General features: G+C 72.5%; 16 protein-coding genes. 9 read left to right on the forward strand and 7 right to left on the reverse strand.

Annotated features, from left to right (window positions below):
- Complete coding sequence (locus AC060K_RS10475) at nt 1-2,253, reverse strand: discoidin domain-containing protein (protein WP_483765370.1); 2,253 nt, start codon at nt 2,251-2,253, stop codon at nt 1-3.
- Nucleotides 2,254-2,579: 326 nt separating this feature from the next.
- Here AC060K_RS10475 and AC060K_RS10480 point away from each other — a divergent pair, with 326 nt between their 5' ends.
- The 6 genes from AC060K_RS10480 to AC060K_RS10505 all read left to right on the forward strand — a co-directional run bounded on the left by AC060K_RS10480 (nt 2,580) and on the right by AC060K_RS10505 (nt 8,115).
- On the forward strand, nt 2,580-3,626 hold the full coding sequence (locus AC060K_RS10480) for a LacI family DNA-binding transcriptional regulator (RefSeq protein WP_483765371.1): 1,047 nt from the start codon (nt 2,580-2,582) through the stop codon (nt 3,624-3,626).
- A 100-nt stretch (nt 3,627-3,726) separates the two neighbouring features.
- The gene (locus AC060K_RS10485) at nt 3,727-4,992 is read left to right on the forward strand and encodes an anion permease (RefSeq protein WP_483765372.1); all 1,266 of its coding nucleotides are present in this window, start codon (nt 3,727-3,729) and stop codon (nt 4,990-4,992) included.
- Nucleotides 4,989-5,198, forward strand: coding sequence for a hypothetical protein (locus tag AC060K_RS10490; RefSeq protein ID WP_483765373.1), 210 nt, complete (start codon nt 4,989-4,991; stop codon nt 5,196-5,198). The genes AC060K_RS10485 and AC060K_RS10490 overlap by 4 nt, the downstream gene beginning before the upstream one ends.
- A 35-nt stretch (nt 5,199-5,233) precedes the next feature.
- Nucleotides 5,234-6,286, forward strand: coding sequence for an aldo/keto reductase (locus tag AC060K_RS10495; RefSeq protein WP_483765374.1), 1,053 nt, complete (start codon nt 5,234-5,236; stop codon nt 6,284-6,286).
- Nucleotides 6,283-7,026 (forward strand): ThuA domain-containing protein, encoded by a 744-nt coding sequence (locus AC060K_RS10500; RefSeq protein ID WP_483765375.1) that lies wholly within the window; start codon nt 6,283-6,285, stop codon nt 7,024-7,026. Before AC060K_RS10495 ends, AC060K_RS10500 begins: the two co-directional genes overlap by 4 nt.
- 447 nt (nt 7,027-7,473) lie before the next feature.
- On the forward strand, nt 7,474-8,115 hold the full coding sequence (locus AC060K_RS10505; protein WP_483765376.1) for a hypothetical protein: 642 nt from the start codon (nt 7,474-7,476) through the stop codon (nt 8,113-8,115).
- A 108-nt stretch (nt 8,116-8,223) separates the two neighbouring features.
- Here the strand turns inward: AC060K_RS10505 and AC060K_RS10510 are convergent, their stop codons facing one another.
- The 3 genes from AC060K_RS10510 to AC060K_RS10520 all read right to left on the reverse strand — a co-directional run bounded on the left by AC060K_RS10510 (nt 8,224) and on the right by AC060K_RS10520 (nt 11,374).
- Complete coding sequence (locus AC060K_RS10510; protein ID WP_483765444.1) at nt 8,224-8,685, reverse strand: tRNA (cytidine(34)-2'-O)-methyltransferase; 462 nt, start codon at nt 8,683-8,685, stop codon at nt 8,224-8,226.
- An 86-nt stretch (nt 8,686-8,771) separates the two neighbouring features.
- Complete coding sequence (locus AC060K_RS10515; protein ID WP_483765377.1) at nt 8,772-9,260, reverse strand: DinB family protein; 489 nt, start codon at nt 9,258-9,260, stop codon at nt 8,772-8,774.
- A gap of 194 nt (nt 9,261-9,454) precedes the next feature.
- Nucleotides 9,455-11,374, reverse strand: coding sequence for a phosphoenolpyruvate carboxykinase (GTP) (locus AC060K_RS10520; RefSeq protein ID WP_483765378.1), 1,920 nt, complete (start codon nt 11,372-11,374; stop codon nt 9,455-9,457).
- Between the two features lie 163 nt (nt 11,375-11,537).
- Between AC060K_RS10520 and AC060K_RS10525 the strand changes: the two genes are divergently transcribed.
- The 3 genes from AC060K_RS10525 to AC060K_RS10535 all read left to right on the forward strand — a co-directional run bounded on the left by AC060K_RS10525 (nt 11,538) and on the right by AC060K_RS10535 (nt 14,519).
- Nucleotides 11,538-13,034 carry a helix-turn-helix domain-containing protein gene (locus AC060K_RS10525; RefSeq protein WP_483765379.1) on the forward strand — a complete coding sequence of 499 codons (1,497 nt, stop codon included), beginning with the start codon at nt 11,538-11,540 and terminating at the stop codon, nt 13,032-13,034.
- A 128-nt stretch (nt 13,035-13,162) separates the two neighbouring features.
- On the forward strand, nt 13,163-13,882 hold the full coding sequence (locus tag AC060K_RS10530) for a hypothetical protein (protein ID WP_483765380.1): 720 nt from the start codon (nt 13,163-13,165) through the stop codon (nt 13,880-13,882).
- A gap of 31 nt (nt 13,883-13,913) precedes the next feature.
- On the forward strand, nt 13,914-14,519 hold the full coding sequence (locus AC060K_RS10535; RefSeq protein WP_483765381.1) for a GrpB family protein: 606 nt from the start codon (nt 13,914-13,916) through the stop codon (nt 14,517-14,519).
- 18 nt (nt 14,520-14,537) lie between these two features.
- Here AC060K_RS10535 and AC060K_RS10540 read toward each other — a convergent pair whose 3' ends face one another.
- From AC060K_RS10540 to AC060K_RS10550, 3 genes are all read right to left on the reverse strand, one after another.
- Nucleotides 14,538-15,854 (reverse strand): alpha/beta fold hydrolase, encoded by a 1,317-nt coding sequence (locus AC060K_RS10540; protein WP_483765382.1) that lies wholly within the window; start codon nt 15,852-15,854, stop codon nt 14,538-14,540.
- Nucleotides 15,855-15,974: 120 nt separating this feature from the next.
- On the reverse strand, nt 15,975-17,489 hold the full coding sequence (gene glpK / locus AC060K_RS10545; RefSeq protein WP_483765383.1) for a glycerol kinase GlpK: 1,515 nt from the start codon (nt 17,487-17,489) through the stop codon (nt 15,975-15,977).
- A gap of 69 nt (nt 17,490-17,558) precedes the next feature.
- On the reverse strand, nt 17,559-18,290 hold the full coding sequence (locus tag AC060K_RS10550) for an MIP/aquaporin family protein (protein WP_483765384.1): 732 nt from the start codon (nt 18,288-18,290) through the stop codon (nt 17,559-17,561).
- Nucleotides 18,291-18,365: the final 75 nt, after the last annotated feature.

Genomic DNA, 18,365 nt, shown 5'->3' on the forward strand with positions numbered 1-18,365 from the left:
TCACTGGTAGACGCCGAGCTCGTACAGGGAGTAGCCCCACTCGGTACCGCGCTCGGTCAGGTTGAGCCGCACGTAGCGGCCGGTGCCGGAGACGTCGAGGCTGTCGACGCCGCCGTCGCCGCCCGTGACGGTCCGGACAGTGGTCCAGGTGGTGCCGTCGTTCGACGTCTGAACCTGGTAGGAGCGACCGAACGCCGTCTCCCACACGAGCTGGACGTGGTGGAACGTCTTCACCGAGCCGAGGTCCACCTGGTACCAGGCGGTGGGCCCCCACTGGCTCGCCCACCGCGTCGCCGGGTCGCCGTCGACCGCGCGGCCGGGCGTCCAGTCGCCGTTCCACGGGTCGAAGGACGACGCCGTCGCAGGCCGGCCCTGGGCGATGTTGGTGCCGTCCACCTGCGGGGCGACCACCCGGAAGGACCTCGTCTCGACGCCGACGTTGCCCTGGCCGTCCTCGGCGAACACGTAGACCTTCCACACGCCGAGCAGCTGCGGCGCCGTCACGCGGAACGTGCCGGGCGCGGTCTGCGTGAACGTGGCCTGCGCGATGCCGCCCGCACCGTTGATGTACTTGCTGTTGAGCATCACGTTCGGCCGGATCGGGTCGCCGTCCGGGTCGCTGACGTCCACCGTGACCGTGAACTGCTCGCCCGCCTCGACGGCCGTGGCGTCGGCAACCGCCATCGACGTGATGCGGGGCGGGGTGTTCATCGTGGACGTGTCCACGCCCCAGGTCCGCGCGATCGAGTAGTAGCCCAGCCGCTTGTTGTCACCCGGGATCACGTTGAACCACACGCCGCCGAAGTCGCCCTCGGTGCCGTAGTGGAAGAACGTCGCGCCGAGGGCCACACCCTCGTGCTCCCGCAGGCAGCGCCACGAGTCCACGTACGCGGCGCCCTTCTCCAGGTCGGAGGGCTCGTCGGGGACGCCGTTGACGTCGTCCGACACCTCCCACTCGCCGGCCGCGCCGCCCTCGGTCAGGACGTAGGGCCGGTCGTAGCCGCCCGCCGTCCAGGCCTCCTCGAGGTTGCAGACGTCGCCGTACGCGTTGATCGACAGCAGGTCCAGGTCGGGGGCGCTCGCCTCGAGGTACGGCCAGGCACCCGCCCAGGCGTCCGTGTTGGTGGTGGGGTGGTTGGGGTCCACCTGGTGGATCGCGACGCTCACCTCGTTCACGAAGGCGGCGTACGCGTGCCGGATCTGCTCCAGGTCGGTGCCCGAGTAGCAGTTCTGCAGGCCCAGGATCGCCTCGTTGCCGATGTTCCACATGAGGACGCCGGGGTGGTTCTTGTACGTCTGGACCCAGTTCAGGATGTCGGCCTTGGTGCTGCTCTTGTAGGCGGTGTCGGTGCGGTAGTCGATGCAGCCCCCCGAGCCCGGGCCGCCGCCCGGCAGGAGCCAGAAGCCCATGATCACGCGGACGTCGTGCGCGGCCGCGGCATCGAGGAGCTGGACCGTGTCTGCCCCGGTGCCCCAGGTCCGGATCGTGTTGGCGCCCATCCGGGTGAGCGGCGGCAGGTAGTGGTTCGCCGCGCTGAACGACGGCCCCCACGTGAAGCCGCGGACCGTGTACGGGCGCCCGTCCACCTGGAGGTCCCAGGCGCCGTTACCGCCCACCACCTTCACCACGCTGGGGCCGGAGTCCCGCACCGGCACGGCCGGGTGGCCGGGGTTCACGTAGGAGGGGTCGGTCGGGTTCGTGGGGGTGGGAGTGGGCGTCGGGCCGCCGCCCGGCTCGCCGAACACGCGCAGCTCCCACAGGGAGTTGCCATAGCCGCCGGAGCGCGCGGTGGACAGCAGCCGGACGTAGCGGCCCGTGCCGTCCACGGCGAGCACATCCGTGCCGCCGTCGCCCGAGCTCGTCGAGTAGACGGTGGACCAGGTGGTGCCGTCGTCGGACACCTGGACCTGGTACGCCGTGGAGTACGCCGCCTCCCAGACCAGCTCGACCCGGTCGAGGTCGGCCCTCGCCCCGAGGTCGACGCGGATCCACTGCGGGTCGCTGAACGCGCTGGACCAGCGCGTCCCGAGGTTGCCGTCCACGGCGGCGCTCGCGGGCGTGTAGTCGGGGTTCTCCACCGAGGACGCAGTGGCCGGCTTGCCCTGCGAGAGCAGGACGGGCTTGGCCTGGGCCGTGGTGGCGGGCACGAGCAGCGCCGTGGCGGCCAGGAGGCCGGTCGCCAGGGCGGCAGCGCCGGCGCGGAGCCCGCGCCGGGACCGGCGCGTGGGCGCGCCGGACGGACTGGTGATCATGGGTACTTCCTCTCCGTGGCCCGCGGTCCGCCGAGGCGGCCGGTGGGCGTGGTTCGTCGTCGAGCCGGGTCCCGCGCCGCTCCGGTGCGCCGCGGGCAGAGGTGGGAGAGCGCTCTTACCGGGGTCAGTCTTTACCCGAGCTTGGCGGGGCGTCAAGAGCGCTCTCACGGGTGCTGCGACCTCTTTTTGGGCAAGAACTAGCGGTTTAGTAGGTCTTGCCGCGACAGCAGCAGGGAAAGGCCGGTCCGCCTCGGCCCTGCCGCTGCACCGACGACGCCTTGCCGGCCACCAGAGGGAAAGCGCTCTTACCCTGCTATCGTCGCCCTGTGAGCGAGGATCCGCGGCGGACGGCGCCGACTCTGGAAGACGTGGCGAAGGTCGCCGGCGTCTCGCGCGCCACCGTCTCCCGCGTGGTCAACGGCAAGCGGAAGGTCGCGCCGGCGGTCCAGGAGGTCGTCCTCGAGGCGGTCGCCGCAACGGGCTACGTGCCCAACCGTGCCGCGCGCTCGCTGGTCACACGCCGCACGGGCACGGTGGCCGTCGTCGTGTCGGGGGCGGACCCCGACCCCGGCGAGGAGCTCGACCTGTCCCGCGTCTTCGCCGACCCGTTCTTCGGCCGGGTGGTGGGCTCGTTCGTGCGGGCGCTCCGGCCGCACGACGTGCACCCCGTCCTGATGTTCGCCGACAACGACGAGACCCGGGACCAGGTGGTCTCCTACGTCCGGTTCGGCAACGCCGACGGCGCCCTCCTCGTCTCCACCCACGCGGACGACCCGCTCCCCGGGCGGCTGCTGGCCACCGGCCGGCCCACCGTGCTGTTCGCCCGGCCCGGCCGGGCGGTCCCGGTCAGCTACGTGGACGTGGCCAACGCCGACGGCGCGCGCCTGGCCGCGAACCACCTGCTCGACCGGGGCTGCCGGTCGCTCGGCGTGGTCTCCGGCCCGGTCGGCGTGCCCGCCGCGCGTGACCGCCTCGAGGGCTTCCGTGACGCCGCGGCCCGCCGCGGGCACGCGTTCGTACCGAGCGCGGAGGGCAACTTCACGTTCGAGAGCGGGGAGTCCGCCATGGCAGAGCTCCTTGCGGCGGCGCCCGGCCTCGACGGCGTCTTCGTGTCGAACGACCTGATGGCGCGCGGTGCGGTCCACGCCCTGGAGGCGGCGGGCCGGCGGGTTCCCGACGACGTCGCCGTGGTCGGCTTCGACGACAGCCCCGTGGCCGCCCAGTCGCGCCCGAAGCTCACGACCGTGCGCCAGCCCGTCGAGGAGATGGCCGCCGAGATGGCGCGGATGCTCCTGGAGCAGGTCGACGCCGGAGAGCCCGCCGTGCGCTCGGTGATCTTCGAGCCCACGCTCGTGGTCCGTGACTCGGGCTGACCCTGACGCAACATGAACATCAGGTGAACACTTCCCGAACTGTTCACCTATCAGACACTTCCTGGTCAACTGTGATCCATGCACACCGCACCATGGAGCAGTGACTGAGACGCTCCTCCTCGCCGTCGTGGTGCTGACGGCGCTGGCCTTCGACTTCACGAACGGCTTTCACGACACGGGCAACGCCATGGCGACCTCGATCGCCACGCGGGCCCTCAAGCCGCGTACAGCAGTGCTGCTGTCGGCGGTCCTCAACCTCGTCGGCGCGTTCCTCTCCCTGTCCGTCGCGGCCACCATCGCGAAGGGGCTGGTCGACGCCGAGATCCTCACGCTCGAGATCGTCTTTGCCGGTCTCGTGGGCGGCATCGTCTGGAACCTGCTGACCTGGTTGCTCGGCCTGCCGTCGAGCTCGTCGCACGCCCTGGTCGGCGGCGTGGTGGGCTCGGTCCTCGCGGCGGTCGGCTCCTCCGGCGTGCTCTGGACCGGGGTGCTGGCCAAGGTGCTGGTCCCGGCCCTGGTCGCCCCCGTGGTCGCTGTCGGCGTCGCCGCGACGGGTACCTGGCTCGTGGCGCGCCTGACCCGGGGGCTGCCGCAGGACGCCACGTCGCGCGGCTTCCGCTGGGGACAGGTGGGCTCGGCCTCCCTGGTCTCGCTGGCGCACGGCACCAACGACGCCCAGAAGTCCATGGGCATCATCCTGCTGGCCCTCATCACGGCGGGCGCCGTCCCGGCTGACGCGAGCGTCCCGTTCTGGGTGATCGTCTCCTGCGCGGCGGCCATGGCCGTGGGCACGTACCTGGGCGGCTGGCGCATCATCCGCACGCTCGGCAAGGGGCTCGTCGAGATCGACACCCGCCAGGGCATGGCGGCCGAGACGTCGTCGGCGTCGGTCATCATGCTGTCCAGCTACTTCGGGTTCTCCCTGTCGACCACCCACGTCGCGACCGGTTCCATCCTGGGCTCCGGCGTCGGCATGCCGGGCGCCACCGTCCGCTGGCGCGTCGCCGGTCGCATGCTCGCCGCCTGGATGCTCACCCTGCCCGCAGCGGGCCTGGTGGGCGCCGCGTGCTACGGCGTGCAGCACGGGGTGGGCGGGGCGCTGGGCAGCGTCCTGGTGCTCGCGATCCTCCTGGGCTCGTCGCTGGCCATCTGGCTGGCGTCGCGACGCAAGCCGGTGGACCACACCAACGTGAACGAGGCCTGGGACGAGGAGAAGGGCTCCGCTCTGCAGCCCGTCGCCGCGACCACGGGCGAGGCCGGGCCCATGCACGTGGCGCCGGTGGAGACGGGGGCGGCCTCGCCGGTCGCCCAGGCGATCGACGCCGTCGAGGTCGTCGGCGGAGGCACGAAGGGGACGGGCGCATGAGCGGCATCATCGAGTGGGAGGCCCTCGGCCTCGTCGTGGCGGTGGGGCTGCTCGTCGGTGGCGGGGTGCCCGCGCTGTTCGCGCTGGGTCTGCGCCTGCTGGCGAAGCCCGGCGCTGTCCGCCGCGCCGGCGGCTACCTCTGCCTCGCGGTGTGTGTGGGGGCCGTCCTGGCGGGTCTCGCCTTCCTCGTCTCGGGCGGTCACTGACCCCGCCGCGCCCGACGCCGGGGCAAGATGGGGGCATGCCTCTCGCACCCCGCTACCTGGCCGACGACGCCCGGTACGACGCCATGACCTACCGCCGCTGCGGCCGCAGCGGCCTCGACCTGCCCGCGCTCTCGCTCGGCCTGTGGCACAACTTCGGCGACACCAACCCGTTCGAGACGCAGCGCGCGATCCTGCGCCGGGCGTTCGACCTGGGCGTGACGCACTTCGACCTGGCGAACAACTACGGGCCGTCGTACGGCGCGGCGGAGGCGAACTTCGGCCGTCACCTGACCGCCGACCTCGCGCCTTACCGCGACGAGCTGGTCGTCTCCACGAAGGCCGGCTACGACATGTGGCCGGGCCCGTACGGGGACCACGGGTCGCGCAAGTACCTGCTGTCCAGCCTCGACCAGTCGCTCACCCGCATGGGGCTCGACTACGTCGACATCTTCTACCACCACCGTCCCGACCCCTCGACGCCGCTCGAGGAGACCATGGGCGCGCTCGCGAGCGCGGTGCAGCAGGGCAAGGCCCTGTACGTCGGCGTCTCCAACTACTCGCCCGCGCGCACGCGCGACGCCGCCCGGATCCTCGGCGACCTCGGCGTGCCGCTGCTGATCCACCAGCCGTCGTACTCGATGTTCAACCGGCACATCGAGGACGCCGGGCACGTGGACGGTTACGACGGCGCGCAGACCGAGTCGCTGCTCGACGTCGTCGGCGACCTCGGCGTCGGCACCATCGTGTTCTCGCCCCTCCAGCAAGGGCTTCTGACCGACCGGTACCTCTCCGGCGACGCCCCCACCGGGTCGCGGGCGGCGCGCCCGGACTCGCCGTTCCTGTCGTCGGGCAACCTCACCGAGGACTACCTGTCGCGGGCCCGCACGCTGAACGAGATCGCCTCCGGCCGCGGCCAGACGCTCGCCCAGCTCGCCCTGACGTGGGTGCTCCGTGACGCGCGCGTCACGTCGGCGCTCATCGGCGCGTCGTCCGTGAAGCAGCTCGAGGACAACGTCGCCGCGCTCGACGCGGCGCCGCTGAGCGCCGACGAGATCGAGGCCATCGAGCCGCTGGCCCGGGCGCTGTGACGGCGGAGCGGCACATCGTCGTCCTCGCCGGGCGCGGGCGGTACGAGGACCCCTGGCACGACCACGCCGCCACGTCCCACGCCCTCGCCACGATCCTGGGCCAGGTGACGGCCGGGGGCGAGCCGCACGTCGAGGTCCGCTCCGCGTTCCGCGACGTTCTGGAGGACCTGGACACCGTCGACCTCCTGGCCGTGAACAGCGGCCACGGCCGCCCCGACCCGGAGTTCGACGGCGCCGACGACGACTGGCGCGCGTTCCACGCCCGTATCGAGGAGTGGGCACGAGCCGGCGGCGCGATCCTGGCGGTCCACCAGGCGGCCAACACCTTCTCCGACGCGCCCGGCTGGGAGGAGGTCCTGGGCGGACGATGGATCGCCGGCACCTCGATGCACCCGCCGATCAGCGAGGCGACGTTCCGCCTGGAGCCGGGCCACGCCATCACCGACGGGCTCCCGGCGGTCGAGGCCTTCGACGAGCGGTACTGCTTCCTCCGGGTCGGCCCCGGCGCGCAGGTCCTGGGCTCGGTGGAGGGCCCGGCTGCGGGTGGCGGCGGGCCCGGCGACGCGGTGGCCGACGACGGCTCGGCCGGGTCCGGCACCACGTCGCACCCCGTGCTGTGGGTCCAGGAGGCGCACGGCGGGCGCACTGTCTACAGCGCGCTGGGCCACGACCTGCGGTCGTACGCGTCGCCCACCCACCAGGAGCTGCTGCGCCGGGCGGCCGCCTGGCTGCTGGGCTAAGGCCCTGCGCCGAGAACAACACTGTGCAGGCAACCGACGCCGGTTGCCTGCACAGTGTTGTTCTCGGGCGGGCAGAGGCGGCGCGCCTGTGGATGACCATCGGCGCCGTGCGGTGAAATCTGGTGGCATCGACGCATGCCCCGAACCCGAGCCGTACCGCAGGCTCTCGTGATCCTTGCGCGTCGGCAGGCGGGGCTCCTCAGTGTCGAGCAGTGCGACGCCCACGGCGTGACCCGGAGCCATCGGGAGAGGCTCGTCGGATGCGGCCTGTGGAGGCGTGCCGCACGCGGCGTCCTCGACACCGGCGAGGTGGACAACCGTCTGCATCCGTATGACGTGGCCCGACGACGTTCCGCCTGGCTCGGTCGGTTGTCGCACCCCGAGGCCGTCGTGGTCGGGGCCGCCGCACTGGTCCTGCACGGCGTCAGGGGTCTTCCGAGGAGGATCGTGCCCGAGGTCGTTCTCCCCGGCGGGCGGTTCGGCCGGGAGGGTTCGACCGTGACGGTGCGGCAGTACCGGTCCTTCGAGACCGCCCAGGTGGGCGGTGTGACGGTCGCATCGGTCGAGAGCGCACTGGTGCAGGCGCTCCCGGCACTGCCTCGGTTCGCCGCCGTCGCCGCGCTGGACTCGGCCCTCAACCGGAGGCTGATCGAGCCGGCGGGGCTGACGAGGGTGCGGGAGTCGCTCCGTGGCCGTCGGGCCGCCGCAGCCTGTGCGGCCCGGGTGGACGAGGCAGACGGGCGGGCCGAGTCGCCCCCGGAGACGTATCTCCGGCTCCAGGCCACGGACGCGGGGATACCGCCGGACGATCTCCAGCGCGACCTCCGCGACGCCGGCGGCCGCTTCCTCGGCAGGGGTGACCTGCTCTGGTGGCTGCGTGACGGACGATGGCTCGTGGTCGAGATGGACAGCGTGGAGTTCCACACCGGCGACGCCGCGCTCCGGCACGACACCGGGCGGCAGAACGGGCTGGTCGGCGACGGTGGCGTCGTCCTGCTGAGGTACTACGCGGACCAGCTCTGGCCACCCGGGGCGGTCACGGGAGAGCTGGTGCACTTTCTGAGGCTGCACGGGTGGCGGCGGGGCTGAGCGTCCGCGTCGAGAACAACACTGTGCAGGCAACCGACGCCGGTTGCCTGCACAGTGTTGTTCTCGGGCGGGGTGGGCGGGCTGGCGGGCCGGCCGGGGCCGCGAAGCTCAGGCGCCCGGGAAGCCGGCCTGGCGCCAGACCTCATAGACCGCGATCGAGGCCGCGTTCGTCAGGTTGAGCGACCGGCGGCCCGGCAACATCGGGATCTTCACCTGGTCGGTGATGCGCGGGTGCGCCAGCACCTCGTCCGGCAGGCCGGTGGGCTCCGGGCCGAACAGCAGCACGTCGTCCGGCCGGTACTTCACGTCCGTGTAGCCCGTGGTCGCGCGGGTCGTGAAGGCGAAGACCCGGGAGCCGGGGAGCACGTCGAGGGCGGCGTCGAGCGACGGGTGCACGTCCATCACCGCGAGGTCGTGGTAGTCGAGGCCGGCGCGCTTCAGCTTGGCCTCCGACAGGTCGAAGCCGAGCGGCTCGACCAGGTGCAGCCGAGCGCCGGTGACCGCCGCGAGCCGGATCGCGGAGCCGGTGTTCCCGGGGATGCGCGGCTCGAAGTAGACGACGTGGACCAGCGGGACGGCGGGCTCGGCGGCGGCGTGGTCGGGAAGCACGGGCCCATTCTCCCAGCCGACGGCGCCCCTGGGGCCGCGGGCGGGCGTCAGCGGTTCAGGTGCAGGCCGACGAGCTGCCCGATCTCCGCGACGTTCTTCATGAGCTCCAGGTTGACCCAGCCGGCGAGGCGGGCGAACGTGGCGTCGTCGGCCCAGGGGCCGGAGACCGCGGCGTCCAGGTCGGCCTCCTCGACCCTCGGGACCCAGGCGGCGTGCAGCGAGCGGACCTGCGCGACCGCAGCCCCGGCCGACCCGGGCCACGGGTGCTCGTCCCAGGGCACGGGCGTCCCGCCGTCAGCCCAGCGGTGGGCGTTGGTCCACCACCAGGTGACGTGCCACAGGAGCCAGGCGACGGTGGGCGTCGGAACCGGCGAGGAGGTCTCGTCCGGCAGCTGGACGGTCCCGTCCGGCAGCACGGTGCAGACGTTCGGCGAGGGGTGCCAGAAGGCGTTCTCCTCGGTGACGGCCGGCAGGTGGTACTGGTCGGCGAGCGACCAGGTGAGGTCGAGCTGCCGGCGAAGGGTCTGGCGGAGCACAGCCCTACCCTACGGTCGCCGCCCCACCCCCTACGGTCGCCGCAACGGCGGACGAGCTGACTACCCCGGCGATCCCACACCGGCGAGGTAGTCAGCTCGTCGGACAGCCTGACTCCCTCGGCGGTTCCACACCGGCGAGGTCGTCACTCCGTCGGCCCCCGGCCAGGTGCCTCTTCCTCGCCGGGGGAGCTCGGTCAGCGCGCCAGACGGTCCCGCAGGCGCGCGAGCTGGACCCACAGCTGCTCGGGCACCCGGTCCCCGAACTGGTCGAAGAAGTCGCGCGTCAGGTCGGCCTCGGCGAACCACGGCTCGGTCGGCACGTCGAAGAGCGCCTCGAGGTCGCGTTCCGTCAGGTCCAGGCCGTCCAGGTTGAGCGCGCCCGGCCGGGGCAGCCGGCCCACCGGCGACCCGTACGAGGCGTCGGGACGCAGGCCGCGCTCCGCCTCCACCTGGCCGACGATCCACTCGACCACGCGCGAGTTCTCGCCGAACCCGGGCCAGAGGAACGAGCCGTCCTCGCCGCGGCGGAACCAGTTGACCTGGAAGATGAACGGACGTCGGCCGTCGCGCAGCACCTCGCCCATGTGCAGCCAGTGGGCCCAGTGGTCGGCCATGTTGTAGCCGCAGAAGGGCAGCATCGCGAAGGGGTCGCGGCGCAGCTCGCCGAGCGCGCCCTCGGCAGCGGCGGTGCGCTCCGACGAGATCGTGGCGCCCATGAACACGCCGTGCTCCCAGTCGTACGACTGCGCGACGAGCGGCACGTTCGTGGCGCGGCGCCCGCCGAAGATGATCGCGTCGACCGGCACGCCCTCCGGCGCCTCCCAGGTGTCCGCGATGGTGGGGCACTGTGCCGCGGACACCGTGAACCGCGAGTTCGGGTGGGCGGCCGGGCGGCCGGCGGCGCCGTCGGCCGGCGTCCAGTCGTTGCCCTGCCAGTCCATGAGGTGGGCCGGCGGCTCGGGCGTGAGGCCCTCCCACCAGACGTCGCCGTCGTCCGTCAGGGCGACGTTCGTGAAGATCGTGTCGTGCGAGAAGGTCGCCACGGCCGTGGGGTTGGTGTCCACGCCCGTGCCGGGCGCGACGCCGAAGAACCCGGCCTCCGGGTTGATGGCCCGCAGCGACCCGTCGGGGCCGGGGCGCATCCACACGATGTCGTCGCCGAGGGTCTCGACCTTCCAGCCCGGGATGGTGGGCTGCAGCATGGCGAGGTTCGTCTTGCCGCACGCGCTGGGGAACGCCGCGGCCAGGTGGTACTGGCGGCCCACGGGGGAGGTGGCCCGGATGAGGAGCATGTGCTCGGCGAGCCAGCCCTCGTCGCGCGCCATCGCGGACGCGATCCGCAGCGCGAAGCACTTCTTGCCGAGCAGCGCGTTGCCGCCGTAGCCCGAGCCGTACGACCAGATCTCGCGGCTCTCCGGGAACTGGACGATGTACTTGGTGTCGCTGCAGGGCCACGGCACGTCGGCCTCGCCCTCCGCCAGAGGAGCGCCGACGCTGTGCACGGCCGGGACCCACTGCTGCCCGCCGTCGATCAGGTCGAGCACGCGGGCCGACACCCGCGTCATCACGTGCATGGAGACCACCACGTACGGGGAGTCGGTGATCTCGACGCCGACCTGCGAGATCGGGCCGCCGACGGGACCCATCGAGAACGGCACCACGTACATGGTGCGGCCCTCCATGGAGCCCTCGAAGACGCCCTGCAGCTCGGCCCGCATGGCGGCCGGCTCGCGCCAGTTGTTCGTGGGGCCGGCGTCGTCCTCGCGCTCGGAGCAGATGAACGTGCGCGACTCCACGCGCGCCACGTCGCTCGGGTTTGACCGGGCCAGGTACGAGCCGGGGCGGAGCTCGGGGTTCAGGGGCACCAGCGTCCCGGCCTCGATCATCTGGTCGATCAGGCGCTGCTTCTCGCCGGCGGAGCCGTCACACCACACGATCTCGCTCGGCCGGGTCAGAGCTGCCACGCTCTCCACCCAGGCGCGCACATCCTTCTGCCCGACGGCGGAGCGGGTCGCCGCGTGCGGGGCGGCGCCGGCCTCGTAGGTGGTGGCTTCGGGGGACTCGACGAGCTCGGCGACGAGTCGGGTGCGGCGGGGGTTGGCGAGCATGGACATGGTGTGCTCCGATCTGCTGATGCGGTCCGGGTTTCCACGATGTCCGCTATCGGGACTGGATTTCTAGCGAATCTGCTGTCAAGATTCGCCGATCTTCACGTACGGTGAAGGAGTGAGGTCCTGCTGCCCGGTCCCGGGCAGTCCGGCGGACGGGAGAGGCGACATGGTGCAGGCGCGGGAGGCCGGGGCGACGTCGGGCACGGGCACGGGCGGCGCCACCGACACCGACCTGATCACCCTCGGACGGCGCGTGCGGCATGCCCGCACCGCGCGCGGGCTCACCCTCGACGCGCTCGGCGAGCTGGTGAACGCCGCGCCGAGCCTGCTGTCGCTGGTGGAGAACGGACGGCGGGAGCCGAGGCTGTCCCTGCTGCGCGGCATCGCGGAGGCGGTGGGCGTGCCGCTCAACGACCTGCTGTCGGGCGAGCCGCCGTCGCGCCGGGCGGCCCTGGAGATCGCGCTCGACCGCGCGCAGCGAGGCCCGCTGTTCGCGGGCCTGGGCCTGCCTGCGGTCAAGCCGAGCCAGAAGCTGCCCACCCCGGTGCTGGAGCAGCTCGTGGGCCTCCACGAGGAGCTGTCGCGGCGCGAGGAGGAGGCGATCGCCACCCCCGAGGAGGCGCGTCGCGCCAACACGGAGCTGCGCCTGGAGCGTCAGGCACGCGACAACCACTACCCGCAGTTCGAGGCGATCGCCGAGGACCTCGTCCGCCGGGCGGGCTACACCGGGGGCGCGCTGACGCACCGCACGGTGGCGCGGCTGGCCGAGGACCTCGGGTTCACCCTGCTGCACGTGGACGACCTGCCGCGTTCCGCCCGGACCGTCACCGACCTGCGCAACGGCCGCATCTACCTGCCGCCCGCCTCGACGCCGGGCGGGCACGGGCTGCGGTCACTGGCGCTGCAGGCCATCGCGCACCGGGTGCTCGACCACGCGCGGCCCCGGTCGTACGCCGAGTTCCTGCGCCAGCGCGTGGAGATCACCTACTTCGCGGCGGCGTGCCTGGTGCCCCAGTCGTTCGCGGTGTCGTTCCTCGAGGCGCGCAAGCGGGAGAAGGACCTGGCGGTCGAGGACTTCCGCGACGCGTTCGGCGTGACGCACGAGGCCGCGGCCATGCGGCTCACCAACCTGGCGACGGTGCACCTCGGCGTCCCGCTGCACTTCCTGCGCGTGGGCGACGACGGCGCCCTCTTCCGCGGGTACGCGAACGACGGCCTGCCGTTCCCCCAGGACGTCACCGGGGCCATCGAGGGCCAGCTGATCTGCCGCCGCTGGGCGGCGCGGGAGTCGTTCACGCGCCGCGACCGGGCCACGGAGTTCTACCAGTACACGGACACACCGGCGGGGACCTTCTGGTGCTCGACGCAGACCGGCTCGCTCGGTCCCTCCGGAGCGGGGGCGTTCTCGATCACCGTGGGCGTGCCGTACGCGCACGCCAAGTGGTTCCGAGGGCGGGACACCACCGTCCGGCGGGTCTCCACCTGCCCCGACCCGTCCTGCTGCCAGCGCCCCGCGCCCGACGTGGCCGCGCGGTGGGCCGACGCCGCCTGGCCGTCCGCACGCATGCACCAGCAGGTGCTCGCCGCCCTGCCGCGCGGCGCGTTCCCCGGCGTGGACGACACCGAGGTCTACGCGTTCCTGGAGAAGCATGCCCCCGACTGACCCCGTTCCGCTGTGGGTATGGCTGTGGCGGGAATTCCGGTCAGAATTGGCGCCACAGCCATACCCACAACAAACGGGCGTTAACGTGTGACCCCATGGCCACCAATCTTGCTTGCGTAGGACTGGACGTGCGGAACCGCAGCGGGTTCCGCGACCTGGTGCACGCCGCGCTCGGCGAGAGCGTCGTCATCGCCCGGGAGCGCGACGTGACGCTCCAGGTGTGGACCGACCCGTCCGGCGCCCGCCTCGTGATCACCACCGAGGGCGACCTGGTCCGGGCCGTGACCATCTCGTTCGCCGGTCCGCTGGGCGCCCGGATGGCCGACGTCCAGGCGGCCGACGGCGGCCTCGTCATCGCCGAGGTGCTCGACGAGACGGAGGAGGTCGTGGCCGCGTTCGCCTGCGAGCTGGAGGAGATCGCCCTCCTCGGCGCCGCGGCGCAGCCCGTCCTGGGCCCTGCCTGCATCGTGGGCCTCGGGCGCACGCTCGACGTGTTCCCCGACGAGGACGCGTTCTACGCCTCCGACGCCTCCCTCATGACGTTTGCCGACCAGCCGGACGACGACGGCATGGAGCCGCTGCGGTTCGAGCCCGAGTCGTTCAGCCCGGACGGGGCGTTCACCGCTCAGGTCGACGCCGTGGGCCGGCTCAACGGGACGGTGCTCGAGGTGTCGCGACGCACGGTGTCGAGGACCGGCCAGTCCTTCGACACGGCACGCGTCCGGACCGGCGGCTTCGAGGTGAACCTCTGCGTGCCCGCGCTCGACGTGCCGATGCGGCCCGGCGACATCGTGGCGTCGAGCGTGTACCTCGTGGCGTCCGTGCCGCACCTCGTGCCTCGCCGCTGAGCGCCCCGGATCCTGGCGCTAGCCTGGGCGGATGCCGACTCCCGCCGAGATCACGACGTTCGACACCTTCGAGCCCCCTGAGGGGGCGGTGCCCTGGGTGGCCGGCCCGCCGCGGGGCGAGACCATCGCCGTCGTCGACCCGGACCCGGCCTGGCCCGCCCTGTACGAGAGCCTCGCCGTGACGATCCGGACCGCCCTGGGCGACGCCGTCCTCGATCTCGACCACGTCGGGTCCACGTCCGTCCCGGGCCTGCCCGCCAAGCCGGTGATCGACGTCGACCTGATCGTCGCCGACCCGGCCGACGAGCCGGCGTGGCTGCCCGCGCTGGAGGCAGCCGGCTTCGTGCTCACCGTGCGCGAGCCCTGGTGGTACGAGCACCGCTGCCTCCGGTTCACCGCCCCGCGGTCCAACCTCCACGTGTTCGGGCCGGACGCCGCGGAGCCCGTGCGCCACCGGATCTTCCGGGACTGGCTCCGTGCCGACCCGCAGGACCGGGACCTGTACCGCGACGCCAAGCTGGCCGCGGCCTCCGCGTCGAACGCGGCCGGCGAGCACGTGATGCAGTACAACGCGCGCAAGGAGCAGGTGATCCGTGAGATCTACGGCCGGGCCTTCGCGGCGGCGGGCCTGCTCTAGCGGCTCGCCGCCGCGGCCCTAACGGCGGGGGCCGCCCCGCGCGTCCAGGCGGGCCAGGAGCCGGTCCAGCACGTCACCGAGCCGCAGGCCGTCGTGCTCGAACTCGTTGGTCACCCAGGCCTCCGCGTTGCCCACCCGCTCCGCCGTCTCCAGGGACAGCGTCGCGTCCACGAACATGTCGTCGAAGTAGACCGCCGCCTCCACCGGCACCTCGTTCGACGCCAGCAAATCCAGGTCGTACAGGTCGCCCCAGCGGTCCCACGCCGCGAGCTCCTCGGCCGCAGCCGCGAACGGCCGCAGCGCCGCGGTCTCGCGGAACATCCACGGGTAGATCATCTCGCCCGTGAGCAGCAGGGGCCGGGCGCCCTCCGCGAACGCGGGGTCGGCGTCGCGCACCGCCTGGGCGGACCACGCCGTCGGACCCGTGTGCGACTGGGCGTAGATGCTCTCGTGCAGCACCGCGTACAGGGGGTTCGCGGCGAACGACGTCTCGGCGGCGACGGCGGCGAGGAAGGTGTCGGTGAGGTGGTCGCCCGAGCCGGCCGGGCCGTCGTCGGGCAGGCCGTCGAACGCCTCGTCCACGATCCAGTGGATCCGCTCCGGGCCCGGCTTCATGCCCAGGTCCATGCCCAGCGTCTGGAACCGGCGCACGCTGAGGGCATCCCCGTCGGGAAGCCGGACGTCGCCCGTGGCGAGCCGGTCCGCGACCCGTTCGAGCCGCCCGGCAAGGTGCGGGTAGCGGGCCCGCAGCCGCGCGTTCTTCGTGACGACCCGCGGCTGCGTGCGCTCGTAGACGTCGCGGGCGCTCGCGGTCAGGCCGGGAAGGCCACCGGTGACGAGGCACGCGTCGAGGGCCTCGGGCGCGCGCGACAGGTACGCCATCGTGATGAACCCGCCGTACGACTGGCCGAGCGAGGTCCAGCGGCGGCCGTCGAACAGGGTGCGGCGCACGTGCTCGGCGTCGGCCACGATCGAGTCGGCGCGGAAGTGCGTGAGGTACTCCGCCTGCTCGCGCGGGGTGCCGAGGGCGGCCAGGGAGCGGCCGCGCACCGCCGTCGACCGGCCGGTGCCCCGCTGGTCGAGGAGGATCACCCGGAAGCGGCGCAGCGCCGTGCCGAGCCAGCCGTCCGGGCCCGTGGGCCGCGGGCCCTTGCCGCCCGGGCCGCCCTGGAGGAAGACGAGGAGCGGCAGGTCGTCGTGGCGGCGGGCCGGGTCGACGACCTCGCGGACGAAGAGGGTGAGGTGACGGGGGTCGGCGTCGTCCCACCAGTCGAGGGGTACCTCGAGGTGGTGGTCGGTGACATGGACGCCGGGGAGGGTGTAGCTCAGGGGCACGGCTCAACGGTAGCGGGGGCCCGCGGGGAAGTCCGGTTCGAGAACGCCATCGGGGGTGGCCCCCCCGCGGGGGGCGCGCCCCCCGCGCGGTGACGGACCCCCCTCTCGGGGCCGGGATGGCTACTGCACGTCCTCGTCCACCCAGTCGAAGGTCTTGGTCACGGCCTTCTTCCAGTTGCGGTAGAGGCGGTCCCGCTCGCCGGCGTCCATCGACGGCGACCACCGCTTGTCCTCGGCCCAGTTCGCGGTGACGTCCTCCTCGCCCTGCCAGAAGCCCACGGCGATGCCGGCGGCGTAGGCCGCCCCCAGCGCCGTGGTCTCCGCGACCTTGGGCCGCACCACGTCCACGCCGAGCTGGTCGGCCTGGAACTGCATGAGGAGCTCGTTCGCGACCATGCCGCCGTCGACCTTGAGCTCGGTGAGCGTGACGCCCGAGTCGAGCGACATCGCCTCCACGACCTCGCGGGTCTGGTAGGCGACCGCCTCCAGCGCGGCGCGCGCGATGTGGTTGCGGTCCACGAACCGGGTGAGACCCACCAGCGCACCCCGGGCGTCCGGCCGCCAGTACGGCGCGAACAGGCCGGAGAAGGCGGGCACGAAGTACGCCCCGCCGTTGTCGTCGACCTTGCGCGCGAGGTACTCGACGTCCTGCGAGTCGGTGAACATCCCCAGGTTGTCCCGGAGCCACTGGACCAGCGACCCGGTCACCGCGATGGAGCCCTCGAGGGCGTAGATCGCGGGGGCGTCGCCGATCTTGTAGCAGACCGTCGTGAGGAGCCCGTTCTCCGACGGCACCTTCTCCGTGCCCGTGTTGAGCAGCATGAAGTTGCCGGTGCCGTACGTGTTCTTCGCCGTGCCCACCTCGAAGCAGGCCTGCCCGAACGTGGCCGCCTGCTGGTCGCCGAGGATGCCCGCGATCGGCACGCCCGGCACCATGCCGCGCTCCCGCCCCTTGCCGTACACCTCCGACGACGACGCGATGCGCGGCAGCATCGACATCGGGATGCCCATGTCGGCAGCGATGTCCTCCCGCCATGACAGGGTGTCGAGGTCCATGAGCATGGTCCGGGACGCGTTGGTCACGTCGGTGACGTGCACGCCGCCGTCGACCCCGCCGGTCATGTTCCACAGCACCCACGCGTCGGTGTTGCCGAACAGGAGGTCGCCCCGCTCCGCCTTCTCGCGGGCGCCCTCGACGTTGTCGAGGATCCACTTCACCTTGGGCCCGGAGAAGTAGGTCGCCAGCGGGAGGCCGACGACGGCCTTGTACTTGTCGGCGCCGTCCGACCCGCCGAGCTCGTCGACGATGGCCTGCGTCCGGGTGTCCTGCCAGACGATCGCGTTGTACACCGGCTGGCCGGTGGTGCGGTCCCACACCACCGCCGTCTCGCGCTGGTTCGTGATGCCCACGGCGGCGATGTCCGTGTGGTTGAGGTTGGCCCGCGTCAGCGCGAGGCCGACAGCCTGCCGCACGTTGTCCCAGATCTCCACCGGGTCGTGCTCCACCCAGCCGGCCTTGGGGAAGATCTGGGCGTGCTCCAGCTGGCCGGTCGAGACGATCGTCCCGCCGTGGTCGAACACGATCGCTCGCGAGCTCGTGGTGCCCTGGTCGATCGCGAGTACGTAGTCAGGCATCGCTTCTCTCCTTGATCAAGACGTCGTTGTCCGTGCGGCCGTCGTACGGCTCGGTCCGGTCGTGCACGGCTAGAACGTGGCACCCGCGAGGAGCCCGCCCAGCAGGCCGCCTACCAGGGGGCCCACCACGGGCACCCACGAGTAGCCCCAGTCGCTGCTGCCCTTGCCGCGGATCGGCAGGACGAGGTGGGCGATGCGCGGGCCGAGGTCGCGGGCCGGGTTGATGGCGTACCCCGTGGGCCCGCCCAGGCTCGCGCCGATCCCGACCACCAGGAGGGCCGCCGCGAGCGGTCCCATGTCACCGGGCCAGTTCGCGAACGCCAGGATGACGAACACGAGCATGAAGGTACCGATCACCTCGGTGACGAAGTTCCACGTGTACGACCGCAGCGCCGGGCCGGTCGAGAACACGCCCAGCTTGATGTCGGCCGGTGCCTCCTGGTCGAAGTGCTGCTTGTAGGCCAGGTAGGCCAGGACCGCGCCGGCGAACGCGCCGACGAGCTGCGCCACCATGTAGGCGAGCACGTTCACGAAGCTCACGGGGATGTCCGGACCGAGCTCCTCGGCGCCCGACGCCACGATGCCCAGCGTCACCGCCGGGTTGATGTGCGCCCCGGAGGCGAACGCCACGAAGACGCCGGCGAACACCGCCAGGCCCCACCCGAAGTTGATCAGGAGCCAGCCGCCCCCGTAGCCCTTGGTGCCCGGCAGGATGACGTTCGCCACCACACCGGCACCGCCCAGGAGCAGGATCATGGTGCCGAGAAACTCCGGCACCATGATGTCGGTCAACACGTTCATCTCGGTCTCGCTCTCTGCCGACGACCTTGTCGGCGTCCGTGCCACACCCCCGGTCCTGGTCCAGGCCCGTGAGAG

The sequence above is a fragment of the Antribacter sp. NEAU-D49 genome, assembly GCF_057158775.1.